The organism is Flavobacterium notoginsengisoli, from assembly GCF_014207905.1.
Taxonomy (GTDB): Bacteria; Bacteroidota; Bacteroidia; order Flavobacteriales; family Flavobacteriaceae; genus Flavobacterium; species Flavobacterium notoginsengisoli_A.
Genome location: NZ_JACHLB010000013.1, coordinates 1 through 16185, shown reverse-complemented (window position 1 = coordinate 16185; position 16185 = coordinate 1). Strand labels below are relative to the sequence as shown.

The 16185-nt window shown below is 33.6% G+C and carries 11 protein-coding genes; 7 read left to right on the top strand and 4 right to left on the bottom strand.

The window, feature by feature from the left end:
• The first annotated feature begins 13 nt into the window (after window positions 1–13).
• From HNP35_RS23465 to HNP35_RS23435, 7 genes are all read left to right on the top strand, one after another.
• Complete coding sequence (locus HNP35_RS23465; RefSeq protein ID WP_184168130.1) at window positions 14–1420, top strand: RagB/SusD family nutrient uptake outer membrane protein; 1407 nt, start codon at window positions 14–16, stop codon at window positions 1418–1420.
• Between the two features lie 66 nt (window positions 1421–1486).
• Complete coding sequence (locus HNP35_RS23460; RefSeq protein WP_184168128.1) at window positions 1487–2692, top strand: TlpA disulfide reductase family protein; 1206 nt, start codon at window positions 1487–1489, stop codon at window positions 2690–2692.
• Window positions 2693–2781: 89 nt separating this feature from the next.
• Window positions 2782–3915 (top strand): TlpA disulfide reductase family protein, encoded by a 1134-nt coding sequence (locus tag HNP35_RS23455; protein ID WP_184168126.1) that lies wholly within the window; start codon window positions 2782–2784, stop codon window positions 3913–3915.
• A gap of 88 nt (window positions 3916–4003) precedes the next feature.
• Window positions 4004–6796, top strand: coding sequence for a M16 family metallopeptidase (locus HNP35_RS23450; RefSeq protein ID WP_184168124.1), 2793 nt, complete (start codon window positions 4004–4006; stop codon window positions 6794–6796).
• Between the two features lie 185 nt (window positions 6797–6981).
• Window positions 6982–8988, top strand: a complete 2007-nt coding sequence (locus HNP35_RS23445) for a protein-disulfide reductase DsbD family protein (protein ID WP_184168122.1) — start codon at window positions 6982–6984, stop codon at window positions 8986–8988.
• A gap of 21 nt (window positions 8989–9009) precedes the next feature.
• Window positions 9010–10497, top strand: coding sequence for an aminotransferase class V-fold PLP-dependent enzyme (locus HNP35_RS23440; RefSeq protein WP_246453673.1), 1488 nt, complete (start codon window positions 9010–9012; stop codon window positions 10495–10497).
• 216 nt (window positions 10498–10713) lie between these two features.
• Window positions 10714–11784 carry a DUF1254 domain-containing protein gene (locus tag HNP35_RS23435; RefSeq protein ID WP_184168118.1) on the top strand — a complete coding sequence of 357 codons (1071 nt, stop codon included), beginning with the start codon at window positions 10714–10716 and terminating at the stop codon, window positions 11782–11784.
• Window positions 11785–11842: 58 nt separating this feature from the next.
• Here the strand turns inward: HNP35_RS23435 and HNP35_RS23430 are convergent, their stop codons facing one another.
• The 4 genes from HNP35_RS23430 to HNP35_RS23415 form a co-directional block, all read right to left on the bottom strand.
• Window positions 11843–12763: a bifunctional helix-turn-helix transcriptional regulator/GNAT family N-acetyltransferase gene (locus HNP35_RS23430; protein ID WP_184168116.1), complete on the bottom strand. Its 921-nt coding sequence runs from the start codon at window positions 12761–12763 to the stop codon at window positions 11843–11845.
• 176 nt (window positions 12764–12939) lie between these two features.
• Window positions 12940–13929, bottom strand: coding sequence for a biotin synthase BioB (gene bioB, locus HNP35_RS23425; RefSeq protein WP_184168114.1), 990 nt, complete (start codon window positions 13927–13929; stop codon window positions 12940–12942).
• A gap of 185 nt (window positions 13930–14114) precedes the next feature.
• A complete protein-coding gene (locus HNP35_RS23420; RefSeq protein WP_246453672.1) occupies window positions 14115–14585 on the bottom strand; it encodes a phage holin family protein in 471 nt (156 codons plus the stop codon).
• Between the two features lie 81 nt (window positions 14586–14666).
• Window positions 14667–16130 carry a fibronectin type III domain-containing protein gene (locus tag HNP35_RS23415; protein WP_184168112.1) on the bottom strand — a complete coding sequence of 488 codons (1464 nt, stop codon included), beginning with the start codon at window positions 16128–16130 and terminating at the stop codon, window positions 14667–14669.
• Between the last annotated feature and the right edge of the window lie 55 nt (window positions 16131–16185).

Genomic DNA, 16185 nt, shown 5'->3' with positions numbered 1-16185 from the left:
TAAAGACTAAAAGATGAAAAATATATATAAAAATGTAGCGTGCATATTAGCTTTAGGATTGACTTTGGCATCTTGTGACAATTATTTGGATGATGTGCCAAAAGGATCAAAAGTACCTACAACATTAGCAGATTATGAGGCATTTTTAAGAGATGAATATACAAATCAGGTCGTAAATGTCGATGGAGCCATTTATTTAATGAATGATCAATTTTTGACCGCGGCGACTTTATCAAATAATAGATTGTTTAACGCAAATTATATGTGGGATGAGAATGCCAACAGAATTGATTTGAAACAATCTGATGAAACGGCTTATTACAGAAGTTATGCTGGTATTTCGACTTTCAATTTGATTATAGAAAATGCGCTTACAACAACCAGAGCAACAGAACAAGAACAAAGAGTTCTTTGGGCACAGGCAAAAGTTTTGAGAGCTATGAATTACTTTAATCTTGTAAATTTTTATGCAGATACTTATGTTGCTTCAACTGCGGGAACAAAATTATCAGTTCCTTTAATTACAAGTGCCAATATCAATGCGCCAAGTAAACAAGTAACTATTCAGGAGTTGTATGATTTTATATTAAATGATCTTAAAGATGCAATTCCGTATTTGCCGAAAGTTTCTCAAACTGCTTTGCATCCAACTTTGGGCGCTGGTTATGCATTTTATTCTAGAGTTTATCTGCAGATGAATAATTATACAGAAGCTTTAAAATATGCAGATTTAGCATTGGCTGAAAATAATAAATTGTATGACTGGATTGGTTATTATAATACCAATAAAGCAATTATTGATGTTCCGAATTCGTATACAACTACTGTATCTCCGATGGGTTACACTTATGTTGAGAATTATACTTATCGTCATGGATCGATTTATTATTTAGCAGCAGAGTTTGATATTCCGGTAGAGCGTGCACAACGTTTTGAAACTGGTGATGCCCGTTTTTTATCTCGCTGGAAAATCAGAACTGTTGGTGCTGAAACTTCATACCGAAGAACTTTAACAGGAATGTTCAATTTTGGAGGTATTACAACTGTTGAAATATACTTAATTAAAGCAGAATGTCTGGCTCGTGCGGGACAAATTAGCGATGCATTAGCTGTTTTAAATACAGTTCGTAAAACTCGTATTCTTCCGGCTTCTTATCAGGATATTTCAACTTCAGATAAAACGACAGCTTTGAATGCTATTTTTAAAACTAAAAATAATGAACTTATTAATACGCTGATTCCATTTGCAGATGCACGTCGTCTAAATGCAGAAGGTGTTTACAAAGTAAGTTTTACAAAAACAGCAAACGGAAATACGTACACATTAAAATCAGATTCTCATTTATGGACAATGCCTTTCCCGCAAGGAGCAACGCAAAATCCAGGAAATGGAACAATTACACAAAACGTAGCTAAATAATAATCTAAAAAAGCTTCCTGATTAGGAACTCCGAAAGGGAAGCTTTTTCTAAAATATCAATCGAAAATGAATACAATTAAATATAAAATATTAGGATTGTGCATCTGTTTGTTATCTATTTCAAACACAACTATTGCACAAAAGAAAAAAGTAACAACACCAGCGGCAACTTCATATTCTATTGAAGGAAATATTACAGGTCTTGCAGACGGGACAACCGTAAAATTAATTCCTGGAGCAACACATTCTTCAGAAACTCCAGTTGCAGAAACAGCAGTTAAAGATGGCAAATTTACTTTTACAGGAAAACTAAATGAACCTCGTTTCTTCTATATTGTTTTTGGAAAAAATAAAGGGTTTGTGAATTTAATGGTAGAAAATGCAAAGATTAAAGTTACTGCAGATGCTGAGGTTTCAAAACAAGAAGACGAAAGAATTAAGTTTACAAATGAAATAATTACAGGATCTAAATCTCATGATTATTATAAAAAAGAAACTGCTTTTAGAAATGAATTAGAAAAAGATTACGCCGCTTATCATACAACAGAATCGAATGAATTAAGCAAATTAATTGGTGCAGCAAGAAAAGAGAAAAATACAAAAGCAGCAGATTCTCTTCAAAATCTTCCAGTTTGGAAAAAATTTGAGGCAGACGAAAAAGCTTTCTTCACTAAAGTAGAAAAAACAACAAAAGATTTAATTGCAAAACATAAAGATACTTGGTGGGGACCATTTTTTATGATGACGCAATACAGCTATTTCACTCCAGAACAAAAACCAATTTATGAGCAATTTTCTCCAGCTGCAAAGAAAAGTTATTACGGACAAGTTTTAGATAAAGATTTGAATCCAAAATCATTAATCGGAACAAGCATTGCAAATTTCAACTTAAAAGATAAAGACGGAAAGCCATATAATGCAAAAGACATTGTAGCAGGGAAAAAATATATTTTGGTAGATTTTTGGGCTTCTTGGTGTGGACCGTGCCGTAAAGAAATCCCAAATCTAAAAACAGCTTATGCAGAATATGCTCCTAAAGGTTTTGAAATTTTGAGCATTTCAATTGATAAAGACGAAAAAGCTTGGCAAAAAGCATTAGGACAAGAAAATATGCAATGGCATAACCTTTTGGATGATGATAAAGTAAGTAAATCATTTAATGTAAAAGCAATTCCAGCAACTTATTTGGTTGATAGTAAAGGTGTAATTATCGGTGATAATTTAAGAGATGCAGAATTGGAAGCGAAACTAAAAGAACTTTTAAAGTCTTAAATCAGTTTTTGGTGGAGGTTTTCAGTCACAGTCGAAAATTAAGATTGAAAACCTAAACCGAAACCAAAAAATAACAAAAAAATAGCAACATGAAAAGTACAATTTTAAAATCAAGTTTATTTGCTTTGGCAATGTCGACGGCATTTACTTCTTGCGCTAAAAAAGAAGGTTATTCAATTAATGGTACTATCGCCGGTTTAGATAAAGGAACTGTTTATCTGGAATATGTAGATGAAAAAGGAGATAAAAAAATCATCGATTCTGCTGAGGTAAAAGAAGGTGTTTTTACATTTACAGGAAAAACAGCAGAACCTTTATTTCATACAATTAAAGTTAAAGGACAAGAATACGGAGCGTATTTTCTTTTGGATAATGAAGACATTAAAATTGAAGCTAAAAAAGATTCTGTTTTTAAAGCAAAAGTGACAGGTTCTACTCAAAATGACTTCTACAAATCATATTACGATAACGAATTCAAAAAAATACAAGCAATTGCAGGGCCAATCTATAAATTATCTGATTCGTTAACGCAGAGCGGAAAAGTGAAGCTAACTGCTGAACAGCAAGCAATGATGGATAAAAAATGGAAAGATCTTGGCACTTTCGCGGATGATTTAACCGACAAATTCATTAAAAAAAATAAAGACAATTTAGGTGGAGCATTGGTAATTGAAGACCGAATTGTTTCGTACGGAACTCCAGAAAAAGTAAAAGAATATTACGCAATCTTATCTCCAGAAGTTCAAAAATCATTCTACGGAAAAAGATTAAAAACAGCAATCGATCTTAATGACAAAACGGCTGTTGGAGTTGTTGCTCCAGAATTTTCTCAAACCGATGTAAACGGAAAAGTGGTAAAATTATCAGATTATAAAGGAAAATATGTTTTAGTAGATTTTTGGGCTTCTTGGTGCGGACCATGCCGTAAAGAAAATCCAAATGTGGTTGTGGCTTACAAAACATACCACGATAAAGGTTTTGATGTTTTGGGAGTTTCTTTAGATGATAAGAAGAATCTTTGGGAAAAAGCAATCGAAAAAGACGGTCTAACTTGGACTCATGTCTCAGATTTAAAAGGATGGCAAAACGAAGCTGCTGTTTTATACGGAGTAAAAATGGTTCCAACCAATTACTTAATTGGGCCTGACGGAAAAATTGTTGCCAAAAACCTTAGAGAAGCAGAATTGCAATCTAAACTGAAAGCAATTTTCGGTAAATCATAAATTAGTGTTCAGTCGCAGTTTTCAGTCACAGTGAAACTGAAAACTGTGACTGCGACTGAAAACTTAAAAAAAATCTCAATTACAAAAAATGAAAAAATACATCTTTCTGGGCTATTGCTCACTGGCTTTCTGCACCCTTATTTCAGCGCAGAGCAAATCGGTTAATTTTAAGAAAATCAAAGAATTAGGCGGGATTGAAGAATATCTTTATCAGCCAAACGGCATGAGCGTTTTGCTTTTGCAAGATAATGCTTCGCCTGTTGCAACGGTGCAAATTGTATATCGCGTTGGTTCTAAACATGAAGTTTTAGGAAATACAGGATCAACACACCTTTTGGAGCATTTAATGTTTAAAGGAACTCCAACTTTCAATAAAAAAAATGGAAATACCATTACCGATGTCCTTCAAAATACTGGAGCGCAATTAAATGCAACAACTTGGTACGACCGTACAAACTATTTTGAAACGCTTCCAAGCGATAAAATCGAATTGGCAATTCAGATTGAAGCGGACAGAATGCGAAATTCTTTGTTGACAAAAGAAGATAAAGACGCAGAAATGACGGTGGTACGAAATGAATTTGAAAGAGGCGAAAATAATCCAAATAGTTTGTTAGATAAAGAAATATGGGCTTCGGCTTATATTGCGCATCCATATCATCATTCAACAATCGGATGGAAATCGGATATTGAAAAAGCGCCAATTGAGGTTCTGAAAAATTTCTACAATACCTATTATTGGCCAGATAATGCAACATTGACGATTATTGGAGATTTCAGAAAAGAAAATGTTTTTGAACTGATTGAAAAATATTTCGGTAAAATCACCAAAGCGCCTCACGTGATGCCTCAGCCTTATACAGAAGAACCTCAACAGTATGGTCCTCGTAAAATTACAGTTAGAAAACCTGGAGAATTGGGCGTTGTAAATAAAGCGTATAAAATTCCAGGTGCTCTGCACGAAGATCTTCCTGCTTTAGGAATTCTAGCTCAGATTATTGGCAATGGACCTTCGGCTATTTTAAATAAAACTTTCGTTGATACCCGTATGGGAATCTATTCTTATGCAAGTGCAACGGAGTTTAAAGAAGTTGGACTTTTTACAATTGGCGTTGGATTTCCGACAACTTCAAAACATGAAGATATTGATGCAAAAATCAGCGAGGTTGTGGCAAAAATCCAGAAAGAAGGCGTAACCCAAGATGAGGTAAATAGAGTTGTGGCAAAAATCAGTGCGCAGACTATTTTGGCTCGTGATGGTTCTGGCGTAATTGCATCGGCATTAAACGAAGCGATTGCAGCAGGCGATTGGACAGATTACATTACAGGTGTAGACCGATTGAAGAAAGTAACGCCAGCAGATGTATTGCGTGTTGCCAACAAATATCTGGTTGAAGACCAAAGCACAACAGGATATTTCATCCCAAAACAATCTGGTTCTCAAAATAAAAATGCGGCTCAAGCTAGCCATTATATAGGAGAAAACGGTCCGTTTTATTACAGACATCCTGAAGGTGAACATTCTCATAATGAAAGCTTACCAGCTACTTCATTTTCGCAAGAAAATAAATTGGAAGAAAATAATGCATTAGAAACTACAATCGAAAAATCAGCGTCGGCTTTTAAAAGAGAAAAAGTTTCAGGAATTGATGTGGTTTCAGTAAAAACTTCTGCTAAAGATTTTGTGACTGTTGCAGCAAGTATTTCATTAGGAAATTATGCAAGCGAAACTAAAAACGATATAATTCCAGCTTTAACGGCTTCAATGCTTTCAAAAGGAACGACTTTAAATGATAAATTCAAATTTTCAGAAAAGCTTCAAAAGTTAGGAGTGACTTTAAATGTAAATGCTTCAACTTTCAAAATCAATATTGGATTTAAGTGTTTGAAAAAAGATTTGGATCAAGTTATTGCTTTATTGGCAGAAGAGTTAAGAAATCCGCTTTTTGATGCTAAAGAATTCGAAAACTTAAAACAGCAGTTTATCGGAAACACACAGCAGGATTTGAACGATCCAGGAGAGAGAGGAAGCATTGCGTTATCGCAGTCAATTTATCCAAAAACAAATCCGAATTACAGTTTAAGCGTTGAGGATAATATCGAAAATATTAAAAAAGCAACGTTAGAGGAAGTGAAAGCTTTCCATAAAAAATATTTCGGAACAGCTTCTATGCGTCTAGTAATTGTTGGCGATACAGACGGAGCAAACCTAAATGCTTCACTTAAAAAATCATTCAAAAATTGGAATGGCGGTGTTACAGAAAAACTAAAATTTGAGGAAGCTTCAAAAGCTGCATCAAAGACAGAAGTGGTTACTATTCCTGAAAAGCCAAGTGCAGAATTATTCATCGGACAGTTTACAGGCTTGAAGAGAGCAGATGCTGATTATATTCCGTTTTACATAGGAAATTATACTTTAGGAGCAGGTTTTGCTGGACGTTTAATGCAGACAGTTCGTGATAATGACGGTTTGACTTATAACATTTCTTCTGGTTTAGGAGGAAATATCGAAACTGGAGGCTACTGGTTTGTAAACGCATCTTTTAATCCAAATTTATTCCAGAAAGGTCTTGATGCGACTATGGTTCAGGTTGACAAATGGGTAAAAGAAGGAATCACTTCGACAGAGTTAGAAAACAAGAAAACCAATTTGATTGGAAGTTTTAAAGTTGGAATGTCAACAACAAACGGAATGGCAAGAACGATTTTAAGTTTTATCGAAAGAGGTTTAGAGCCAAATTATATTGAACAATATCCAAAAGATATCGAAAAAGCAACTTTACAGCAAGTAAACGATGCCATTAAGAAATATGTTCAGTTGGATAAAATGATCATCATCAAATCAGGTTCTCTTGATAAAGAAGGGAAACCGTTGAAATAAGTTTTCAGTTTTCAGTGGCAGTTTTCAGTCAATACTTAAACTGAAAACTGCGACTGCGACTGAAAACTTAAAAAAAGTCTTTCATTTCATTTTAAAATCTGAATTAGTAAGCCAAATTTTATACGAAAGACTTTCAAGAGCTGTCGGCAAGCAGCTCTTTTTTTTAAATCAAACTCAAAAAAACAATGAAAAATATTATCATAACCTTGCTGTTGTTGATCTCTGCAAGTACGTTTGGACAAATGTACAATCCAGTGAAATGGTCAACATCAGTAGAAAAAACAGGAGACAAAGAATATGTTTTAAAAGCTCAAGCCGTGATTCAATCTGGCTGGCATTTGTACGGACAATATATTGAAGAAGGCGGACCATCAAGAACGGCTTTCACCTTCAAAAACACGAAAAAAAACTTTGAATTAGTTGGAAAAACAACCGAAGAAAAAGGGCATGAAGTGGTCGATAAAATCTTTGATATGAAAATTAAATATTTTGAAGATAAAGCGCTTTTTACTCAAAAAATAAAATTTACATCAGATGCTATTTCTAATGTTGCGGGAGAAGTCGAGTTCATGGTTTGTGATGATAGCAATTGTTTACCGCCAACTTCAGAAGAATTAACTTTTAAAATTCCGACAGAGAAAAAATTGGCTTCTGCAGAAGAAACTGCTGCTGTAAAAGAAGATTCAACTATTATAGAAGAAAAAAAAGTTGCTCAAACTGAAGAAAAAGCACCAAACAAAATTGCTCAAGAACCAAAGAAAAAAGAGTCTAGAGGATTGCTGACTATTTTTATTTTAGCTTTTTTATCAGGTTTTGCGGCATTATTAACGCCTTGTGTTTTTCCAATGATTCCGATGACGGTGAGTTATTTTACCAAACAAAGTAAAACCAAAGCAGCAGGAATTAGAAACGCTATGATTTATGGTTTTTCAATTGTAATCATTTATGTTTTATTGGGTTCAATTGTCACGGCAGTTTTTGGAGCAGATTCATTAAATGCACTTTCGACAAACGTTTGGTTCAATTTGATTTTCTTTATTTTATTGGTTGTTTTCGCTTGTTCGTTTTTGGGAGCTTTTGAAATTGTATTGCCAAGCTCTTTAGCAAATAAAGTCGATTCTCAAGCCGATAGAGGAGGTTTAATTGGAATTTTCTTCATGGCTTTGGCTTTAGCCATTGTATCGTTTTCTTGTACAGGTCCAATTGTTGGAACATTATTGGTTGAAGCAGCTTCAAAAGGAGGAATTGCACCAATCGTCGGGATGTTAGGATTTTCTATTGCTATCGCGCTTCCGTTTTCATTATTTGCAGCTTTTCCAGGCTGGTTAAATGCATTGCCAAAATCTGGCGGATGGTTGAATACAGTAAAAGTAGTTTTAGGATTTTTAGAATTGGCTTTGGCTTTTAAATTTCTATCAAATGCCGATTTGGTTCTGCAATTGCATTGGTTAGAAAGAGAAGTTTTTCTAGCGATCTGGATTGCTGTTTTCGGAATGCTGGCTTTTTATTTATTTGGAAAAATTACTTTGCCACACGATTCTCCTTTAAATCATATTTCGGTTGGAAGATTAGGTTTGGGATTATTAGTTTTAAGTTTTACCATTTATTTGATTCCTGGACTTTGGGGCGCTCCTCTGAAATTAATAAGTGGATTTCCGCCTCCAATGCATTACAGCGAATCTCCAGATGGATTGGGCGGTTCTAAAATTTCAAGTGAAAGTTCCAATTCAGAACTTCCAGAAGGAGCAGAACACGGCCCACAAAACATTATCACTTTTCATGATTATGATAAAGGAATGGAATTTGCGAAAAAAGAAGGAAAACCAGTTTTATTGGACTTTACGGGATATGCCTGCGTAAACTGCCGAAAAATGGAAGAATTAGTTTGGTCAGATTCTAAAGTTTTAAGTGTTTTAAATAATGACGTGGTTTTAATTTCATTGTATGTTGATGATAAAAAAGAACTGCCTGAAAGCGAACAATATACTTCTGAAACTACAGGAAAAAGAATAAAAACTATCGGAAACAAATGGAGCGATTTGCAGATTAAAACCTATAAAGCAAACGCACAGCCATTTTATGTAATTGTAGATCATAAAAGTGCTAGTTTGACAGAACCTTCAGCTTATAATCCAGATATTGAGGAATATTATAACTGGCTTCAAAGCGGAATTAAGAATTTTAAGAAATAGGTTTTTGAAATGATACATGAAATGGAAACTACTTTGAAAACAAGCAAATTAGAACAATATTTTTCTCCATTTAGAGAAAATACAATTGGCGCAAATCATAGTTTTGAATCGATTTATGGAACTCAAAATCTATTATACGCCGATTGGATTGCCAGCGGAAGACTTTATTTTCCGATTGAGGATATAATGTTGCGAAAAATTGGACCAATGATTGCCAATACACATTCTTTTTCAAGTCAGACCGGAAAAGCTTCAACTTATGCGTATCAGTATGCAAGACAATTAATTAAAAAACACGTTAATGCATCCGATACAGATTGTCTAGTTGCAACAGGAACTGGAATGACGGCCGCTCTAAACAAACTGCAACGCATTATGGGATTGCGTTCTGAGGATAATATTTACAACGTAAAATTACATTTTGATGACGAAAGACCAGTGGTTTTTATTACCCATATGGAACACCATTCTAATCAAGTTCCGTGGTATGAAACCATTGCAGATGTGGTGGTTTTGCCTTGCGGCGAAAACAATTTGGTCGACCCAAAAATTCTTTCGGAAGAACTTAAAAAGTATGCCAATAGAAAACTAAAAATTGGTTCGTTCACGGCTTGTTCAAATGTTACCGGAATTATTACGCCGTACCATGAATTGGCTAAAATAATGCATCAAAACGGCGGTTATTGTTTTGTTGATTTTGCGGCTTCGGCACCCTATGTTAAAATTGACATGCATCCAGAAGATCCAGAACAGCGATTGGATGCTATTTTCTTTTCACCACACAAATTTCTTGGCGGGCCAGGAACTTGCGGAATATTAGTTTTTAATGAAAATTTATACAAAAGTAATTTTCCTGATAATCCTGGCGGTGGAAATGTAAAATGCACTAATCCTTGGGGAGAATATCATTACAGCGATGCAATTGAAGTAAAAGAAGATGGAGGAACGCCCGGTTTTTTGCAAGTAATGCGAACAGCATTATGTTTGGAATTGAAAGATAAAATGGGTATCGAAAACATGAAAAACCGAGAAAAGGAATTACTAAATCTTTGTTTTTCAGAATTACAAAAAATAAAAGGATTACATCTTTTAGGCGATTTAGAAACCGAGAGAATTGGATGTGTTTCATTCACTATAGAAAATATTCATTACAATCTGATTGTTCGATTATTAAATGATCGTTTCGGAATTCAAGTTCGAGGTGGTTGGTCTTGCGCTAGTACGTACGCTCATTTTTTGTTAGATATTAATGAAGAAAAATCAGCCAAAATTACAAATGGAATTCTTCAAAAGGATTTAACGGAAAAACCGGGTTGGGTTAGAGTTTCACTTCATCCAACGATGACCAATGAAGAGCTTTTGTTTATTTGTAATGCGGTTAAAGAGATTGCTTCTAATATTGAAAATTGGAAGAAAGAATACCAATATAGTCCTTCAACAAATGAGTTTGACAACCTTGTGGTAACAGAAACGATTGAAGAAGACGTGAAAGAATGGTTTAGCATTTAATTAATTTCATTTTTCTATAACAGAAGCCTTTAGATAGTAATATTTGAAGGCTTCTTTTTTTTAAGAATAGGAATTTGTCTTATAGTGTTAAAGAAATAATGTATTGCTTTATAAATGTGAGAGAATTTTTTGTATCTTTTCTATAAATTTATTGTTTTTAAGTTGTTGGTTTTTAGTTAATTGTATCTATTTTTTTTAAACAAAAACGAAATTGCCATGAAATCAGAGATTAAAATACTGTTTACATTTATTGTTATAAGTGTCTTTTTATCTTGTAATTCTAATTCGAAAAAAGATTCAGATAAACCTTTAGAGAAAGAAGTTGTAACTGTGGATGAAAAAAACATAGTGAAACCAGAAAATTTTATTCGAGCAGAAACCGATAAGATGTTTTATAACATTAGCCAAATGGCGGGTGGAATTAATAAATTTTATCATATAAGAGACGTAACGCCTTTAGATAAACAAACTGTAGTGCGCATGAATAAAGATGTTTTGTATTCTGGAGCTGTTGTAGATGTAGAGAAAGGAGCTTCCGTCACATTTCCTGCGATGCCAGATAAAAGATATGCTTCTATTTTAGTGATTGATAATGATCATTATTGTCCGGTAGTATATTACAAACCAGGCAAATATAAATTGCCAGCAGATACTAAATATATGTTTATGGCGATTCGTATTCAGATTTATAATCCAAATGATGCTAAGGAAATTGCCATGGTCAATAAACTTAAAGATCAGTTTATAATTGAGTCTAATAGTGCACAAGAGTTTAAGAAACCGCTATGGGATTCGAAATCTTTAGATTCGCTTCATGTCGAATATGAAAAAGAATTCTCTAAATACGATCGTTACCCAGACGATTGGATGGGACCGAGAGGAAAAGTAAATGAGAAAACCCGACAATATGCTTGCGCAGGAGCGTGGGGGCTTTTTCCAAACAAAGATGCGACTTATATTAATTACAACGGTGGAAACCTTTCGGGCAGTAAATGTTATGTGGCGACTTATAAAGTTCCAGATGTTAGCGGATTTTGGTCTATAACAGTTTATGGTAAAGATGGTTTTATGAAAAGCACCAATAGTGTAATTAATGCTTCGAATGTAAAATACAATGCAGATAAAACTTTTACGGTCTATTTTGGAGCGGCAGATAAATGTCCTAAAGATGCGAAAAACAGATTAGATATAACAGATGGATGGAATTTTCTAATGCGCTGTTATTTGCCAGGCAAAGAGGTTCTAGATGGAACTTATAAGCTTCCTTCGGTTACGGAGGTAAAATAAATTTTGGTTAAGATTGAAAAAAAACAACCTCCAAATCATTTGACTTGAAGGTTGTTTTTTATTTGAGTTTTAGATCATATCGTTCTTCATTAAAAACTTTTCCCCATTCTTGAACTTCTTCAGATTTTGTAAGTTTAAAACCTGCCAATTTGTACATTTCAAGTGCTTTGTTTTGCAGGCTTGTGGTAAGCAGAAAAACATTTTCAAATTTCTTTTCTCGGCAAAAATCTACTGCATCGGTTAAGAGTTTTTTGCCAATACCTAATCCTCTAAAAGCTGGATCAAGTAAAAACCATCTCAATTGTGCCTCATTTTGTAACTGATGCTGAATCGCAATGCAACCAACAATTTTATTATTGTATTCTGCCATCCAAATACGGTCTTTTTCTGGAGAATAATTTTCTAAGAAATGGTAAAAAGTCTTAATCACATATTTCTCGAAATCGGTAGAAAAATTAGATTCATTTCCATAAATATAGCCATGAAGATAAATGATATATCCAATATCTCCAGGATTAATAGTATGGCGATACGAAATCTCATGACGTTCTATTTTATTTTCGGTCATAAGATTTTTTATTTTTTGCATAGAACTGACTAACATTTCTTTTTCAGTGAAATTCAGTTTCTCAATTTTATCCTCAATCTTTTTCTCAGATTTAGCATTTAAAGTATTTAATAATTCATTTCCATAATCACTCAATTTGATATTAAAAGCTCTTTTGTCTTCTTCTGAAGAAATTCGGGTTATTAAGTTTTCCTTTAAAAAACGTTTTAATATTCTGCTTAAATAACCTTTATCAAGCTTTAAAATCTCCGTTATTTTTTGAGCAGTAATTATTTTGCTTTCGCTGATTTCATAAAGAATTCGTACTTCTGTTAAAGAATAATTGCTTTCAAGATAATGCTGATTTAAAAGGTCTAAATGCGCAGTATAAAATCGATTAAAACTTCTGATTTTTGATGTTGCAGTTTTCATATTTAATAAATGTCTTATGAAATACAAATATATAAAATTAGTTGCTTTTGTCAACTAATTATGAAATTATATTTTTAGAAAGTATTTAAGTAAGAAGAAATAGAAGTAGGATTTAAAAATAAAGCCTCAATTATTTAGATTGAGGCTTTAAATTATTTTAAGCAAAAAAGATTCTTTTAGATAACGACTGCATTCGCATTACTGATTTCCTTTTTTAAAGGTTTAAGTCCTAAATTTTGAAACATTTGCATATCTTCAGATATTCCTGGATTTGGTGTTACCAATAAAGTTTCGCGTTCTCCAGTAAAGATAGAATTAGCGCCAGCCATAAAACACCAAGCTTGTTCTTCTTCAGTCATTTCAATTCGTCCAGCGCTAAGGCGGACTATAGAAGCTGGCATAATAATACGAGCAGTTGCAATCATTCGAACCATATCCCAAAGTGGCACTTTTGGATTGTTTTCTAAAGGTGTTCCTTTTACTCTAGCCAGAGCATTTACAGGCACAGATTCAGGATGAATAGGCATGGTCGCCAATGTAGCGAGCATAGAAACACGATCAGCAGAAGTTTCGCCAAGACCAATAATTCCGCCCGAACAAACCGTAATTCCTGCTTTTCTCACATTATTTATAGTATCAATACGCTGATCAAATTTACGTGTACTAATGATTTCGTCATAATAACTTTCGGAGGTATCAAGATTATGGTTATAAGCATAAAGTCCGGCCTCTTGAAGTCGAATCGCTTGTTCTTCTGTAAGCATTCCTAAAGTACAGCAAACTTCCAATCCGAGATTATTGACTCCTTTTACCATATCAATTACGCGATCAAAATCTTTATTATTTCGGACTTCGCGCCAAGCGGCTGCCATACAAAAGCGAGAAGAACCATTATCTTTTGCCTTTTGAGCGTGTTCAATTACTGTTTCTGTCGGCAAAAGTGACTGTACTTTAATATCTGTATGATAGCGAGCCGCTTGTCCGCAATAAGAGCAATCTTCTGGACAGCCGCCAGTTTTTACAGAGAGCAAAGTACATACTTGTATTTCTGAAGGCTTATGCCACTGACGATGTACGGTAGCGGCGTTATAAACTAAATCCAACAAAGGCCTATCGTAAATAGCCTGAATTTCTTCTTTAGTCCAATCGTGTCTTATTTCGTTCATTTTTTTGTTTTGTTAAGTGTATTACGATTTGTTTTATGGGGAATCAAATGTAATCTCTTACTTTTTATTGAAAATGAACCGCTTTTTAGATTGTAGGTAGTCCGGTTGGGATTTCTATTTTATAAACAAAAAATAATAATAAGAAACAGTCTCCAAAATGAACTTATTTTAGAGGCTGTTTCTTATTATAACATATTATTGTATTTAGGATCTATGGTAATTAGTATTTTTTTGAATAGTAGAATCAAACGACTTCTAATGGAGTTGAGAATAAGTGTTATAGCATCAAAATTTTCTACCTCTTTTTTTGTTTTAATTGCTATAATATTGCTAATTATCGAAATACCATCGCTTACAATAAGTAAATTCATTACTGCGGTTACCGACCAATTAAAGTTGTAGTTAAGTCCCTTACTCATTAAAGCTAATGCAGTTGGAATTAATAAAACGGCTAATTTAGAAACGAAACCGACGGCCAATTTTTTGAAAGTAAAATGATTATTTAATACAATAGTTTTGACAACTCCTAGAAAAGTATCCATAATCATTAAGTAAAATAAAACTTTGACAATACCTGTATCCATTTCTAAATAAATAAAAATTCCGTACAGAAGTAGTTTTAATTCGTTTGAGTATTCTGAAATCTTTTGCATCATTGCTATTTTTTTTAGAGTTTTTTGGAGGTTTAGAGAAGAACTCTTTTGAGGTGAAAACCCCAAAAGAGTATGAGTAGTTTTTTATGAAAAATTTCCCGTCACTGTAACAGTGTTACTGTAAGGAGATATATATCCATCAGAATTAATTCGAATTTGATATGAATAGGTTACACCATTTGATAACGAATCGTAATAAAAAGTTTCAGTTGATGTTTTTATAAGCTGATATCCTCCGCCATTTATTCTACGATATAATTCATAAGTAATATCCCCTAAATCAATATTATTAGGCCATTGAAGCGTCATGATTGGACCTCCGTAATAAGCATGCTGTAATGTTGGTACAGTTGGGGTTACATTTGTTGTTGTAGCATTTAAATTTGCTGAATCGGATAAATTTCCTGCAGCATCTTTTGCTTTTACATAGAAATTATAATTTGTATTCGCTGACAATCCTTTAACATTATAAGAAAGAGTGTTTTTTCCTAATTCGGCTAAAGGAGTGTTAAAATTGTCTTTGTAAACAAGATAACCAGTAACTTCAACATTATCAGTTGATTCATTCCAGTTTAAAGTTAAACTTGTATTTCCAATATTTGAAGCGCTTAAATTAGCAGGAGTTGTCGGTGCAGTTTTATCGCTCGCTTTGCCTGTATATTCTATGAAATGAACAACTCGGTATGGATTTAACAATGAAAATGGCTGATCTCCACCTGTTTTACCAATTGGATTTTTCAAATCAGTTTGAGGGATTTTTCCTGGTTTAAAAGTAAATTCATCAAAACTATGACCAGTATTGTCGTCATCACCTTCGTATGAATATAACCAATCATGTCCGTGACTAGGTATTTCACTAATTCCCAATCGTTTTTCTTTATTACCACCAAAATTTAATAAAGCACTAAATGTAGAATCATTTACATCTAATCCAATAGGCATTCTGCCTCTCAAAGGAACATACTCTTCCCATCCTTCAGGAAATGGAGCTGGCTTGCCCCAAATGGCAATCATTCCCTTGGGTACGGCTGTAGAAGTTTGTTGTTCTAAAGTTTCAATACGATCAATTAATGATTTAAGTAAAGTTCCGTTTTTAACCACTTGATTCTGATTATTTACAGCTAATAAATAATCATTGGAAGTTGCTGCGTTTAAATTATTTAAATATAAATGATGATTTCCAAGATTCAAATCTCCCTGCATTGCTTTCGATCCGTTAAGAGGAAGATAAGACTGATTTATCACATTTATATCTTGCTTAATCGCTGAAATATCGCTACCTGTTGATTGCAGAATTTCTTCAATTGTCTTAATACTTTTTACAGTCACAAATTTTGTCAAATCAAAATAGTATTCTGTTAAAGCATTCGTACGAGGAGGATTTGCAGGACGATTATTATAATCTGTTTCTTTAATATAAACTGAATTAAAATCAAAATAAGCGGTTTGAGAAATACCGTTTCCGTATACCAAATTGGTTCCGATTCGAGTTGTTTTTAAGTAATCTTGTTGGAAAAAGCGGTCAAATTGACCACGCTTTTTCAGCATAAAGTGACCACCGATTTCGGGTCAAACTGACCACTCCTTTTCAATTTAAACTGAC

Excerpts from the sequence above, each read along its gene's own strand:
- HNP35_RS23465 (WP_184168130.1), top strand. The coding sequence starts at position 14 with ATGAAAAATATATATAAAAATGTAGCGTGCATATTAGCTTTAGGATTG.
- HNP35_RS23460 (WP_184168128.1), top strand. The coding sequence starts at position 1,487 with ATGAATACAATTAAATATAAAATATTAGGATTGTGCATCTGTTTGTTA.
- HNP35_RS23455 (WP_184168126.1), top strand. The coding sequence starts at position 2,782 with ATGAAAAGTACAATTTTAAAATCAAGTTTATTTGCTTTGGCAATGTCG.
- HNP35_RS23450 (WP_184168124.1), top strand. The coding sequence starts at position 4,004 with ATGAAAAAATACATCTTTCTGGGCTATTGCTCACTGGCTTTCTGCACC.
- HNP35_RS23445 (WP_184168122.1), top strand. The coding sequence starts at position 6,982 with ATGAAAAATATTATCATAACCTTGCTGTTGTTGATCTCTGCAAGTACG.
- HNP35_RS23440 (WP_246453673.1), top strand. The coding sequence starts at position 9,010 with ATGGAAACTACTTTGAAAACAAGCAAATTAGAACAATATTTTTCTCCA.
- HNP35_RS23435 (WP_184168118.1), top strand. The coding sequence starts at position 10,714 with ATGAAATCAGAGATTAAAATACTGTTTACATTTATTGTTATAAGTGTC.
- HNP35_RS23430 (WP_184168116.1), bottom strand. The coding sequence starts at position 12,763 with ATGAAAACTGCAACATCAAAAATCAGAAGTTTTAATCGATTTTATACT.
- bioB (WP_184168114.1), bottom strand. The coding sequence starts at position 13,929 with ATGAACGAAATAAGACACGATTGGACTAAAGAAGAAATTCAGGCTATT.
- HNP35_RS23420 (WP_246453672.1), bottom strand. The coding sequence starts at position 14,585 with ATGATGCAAAAGATTTCAGAATACTCAAACGAATTAAAACTACTTCTG.
- HNP35_RS23415 (WP_184168112.1), bottom strand. The coding sequence starts at position 16,130 with ATGCTGAAAAAGCGTGGTCAATTTGACCGCTTTTTCCAACAAGATTAC.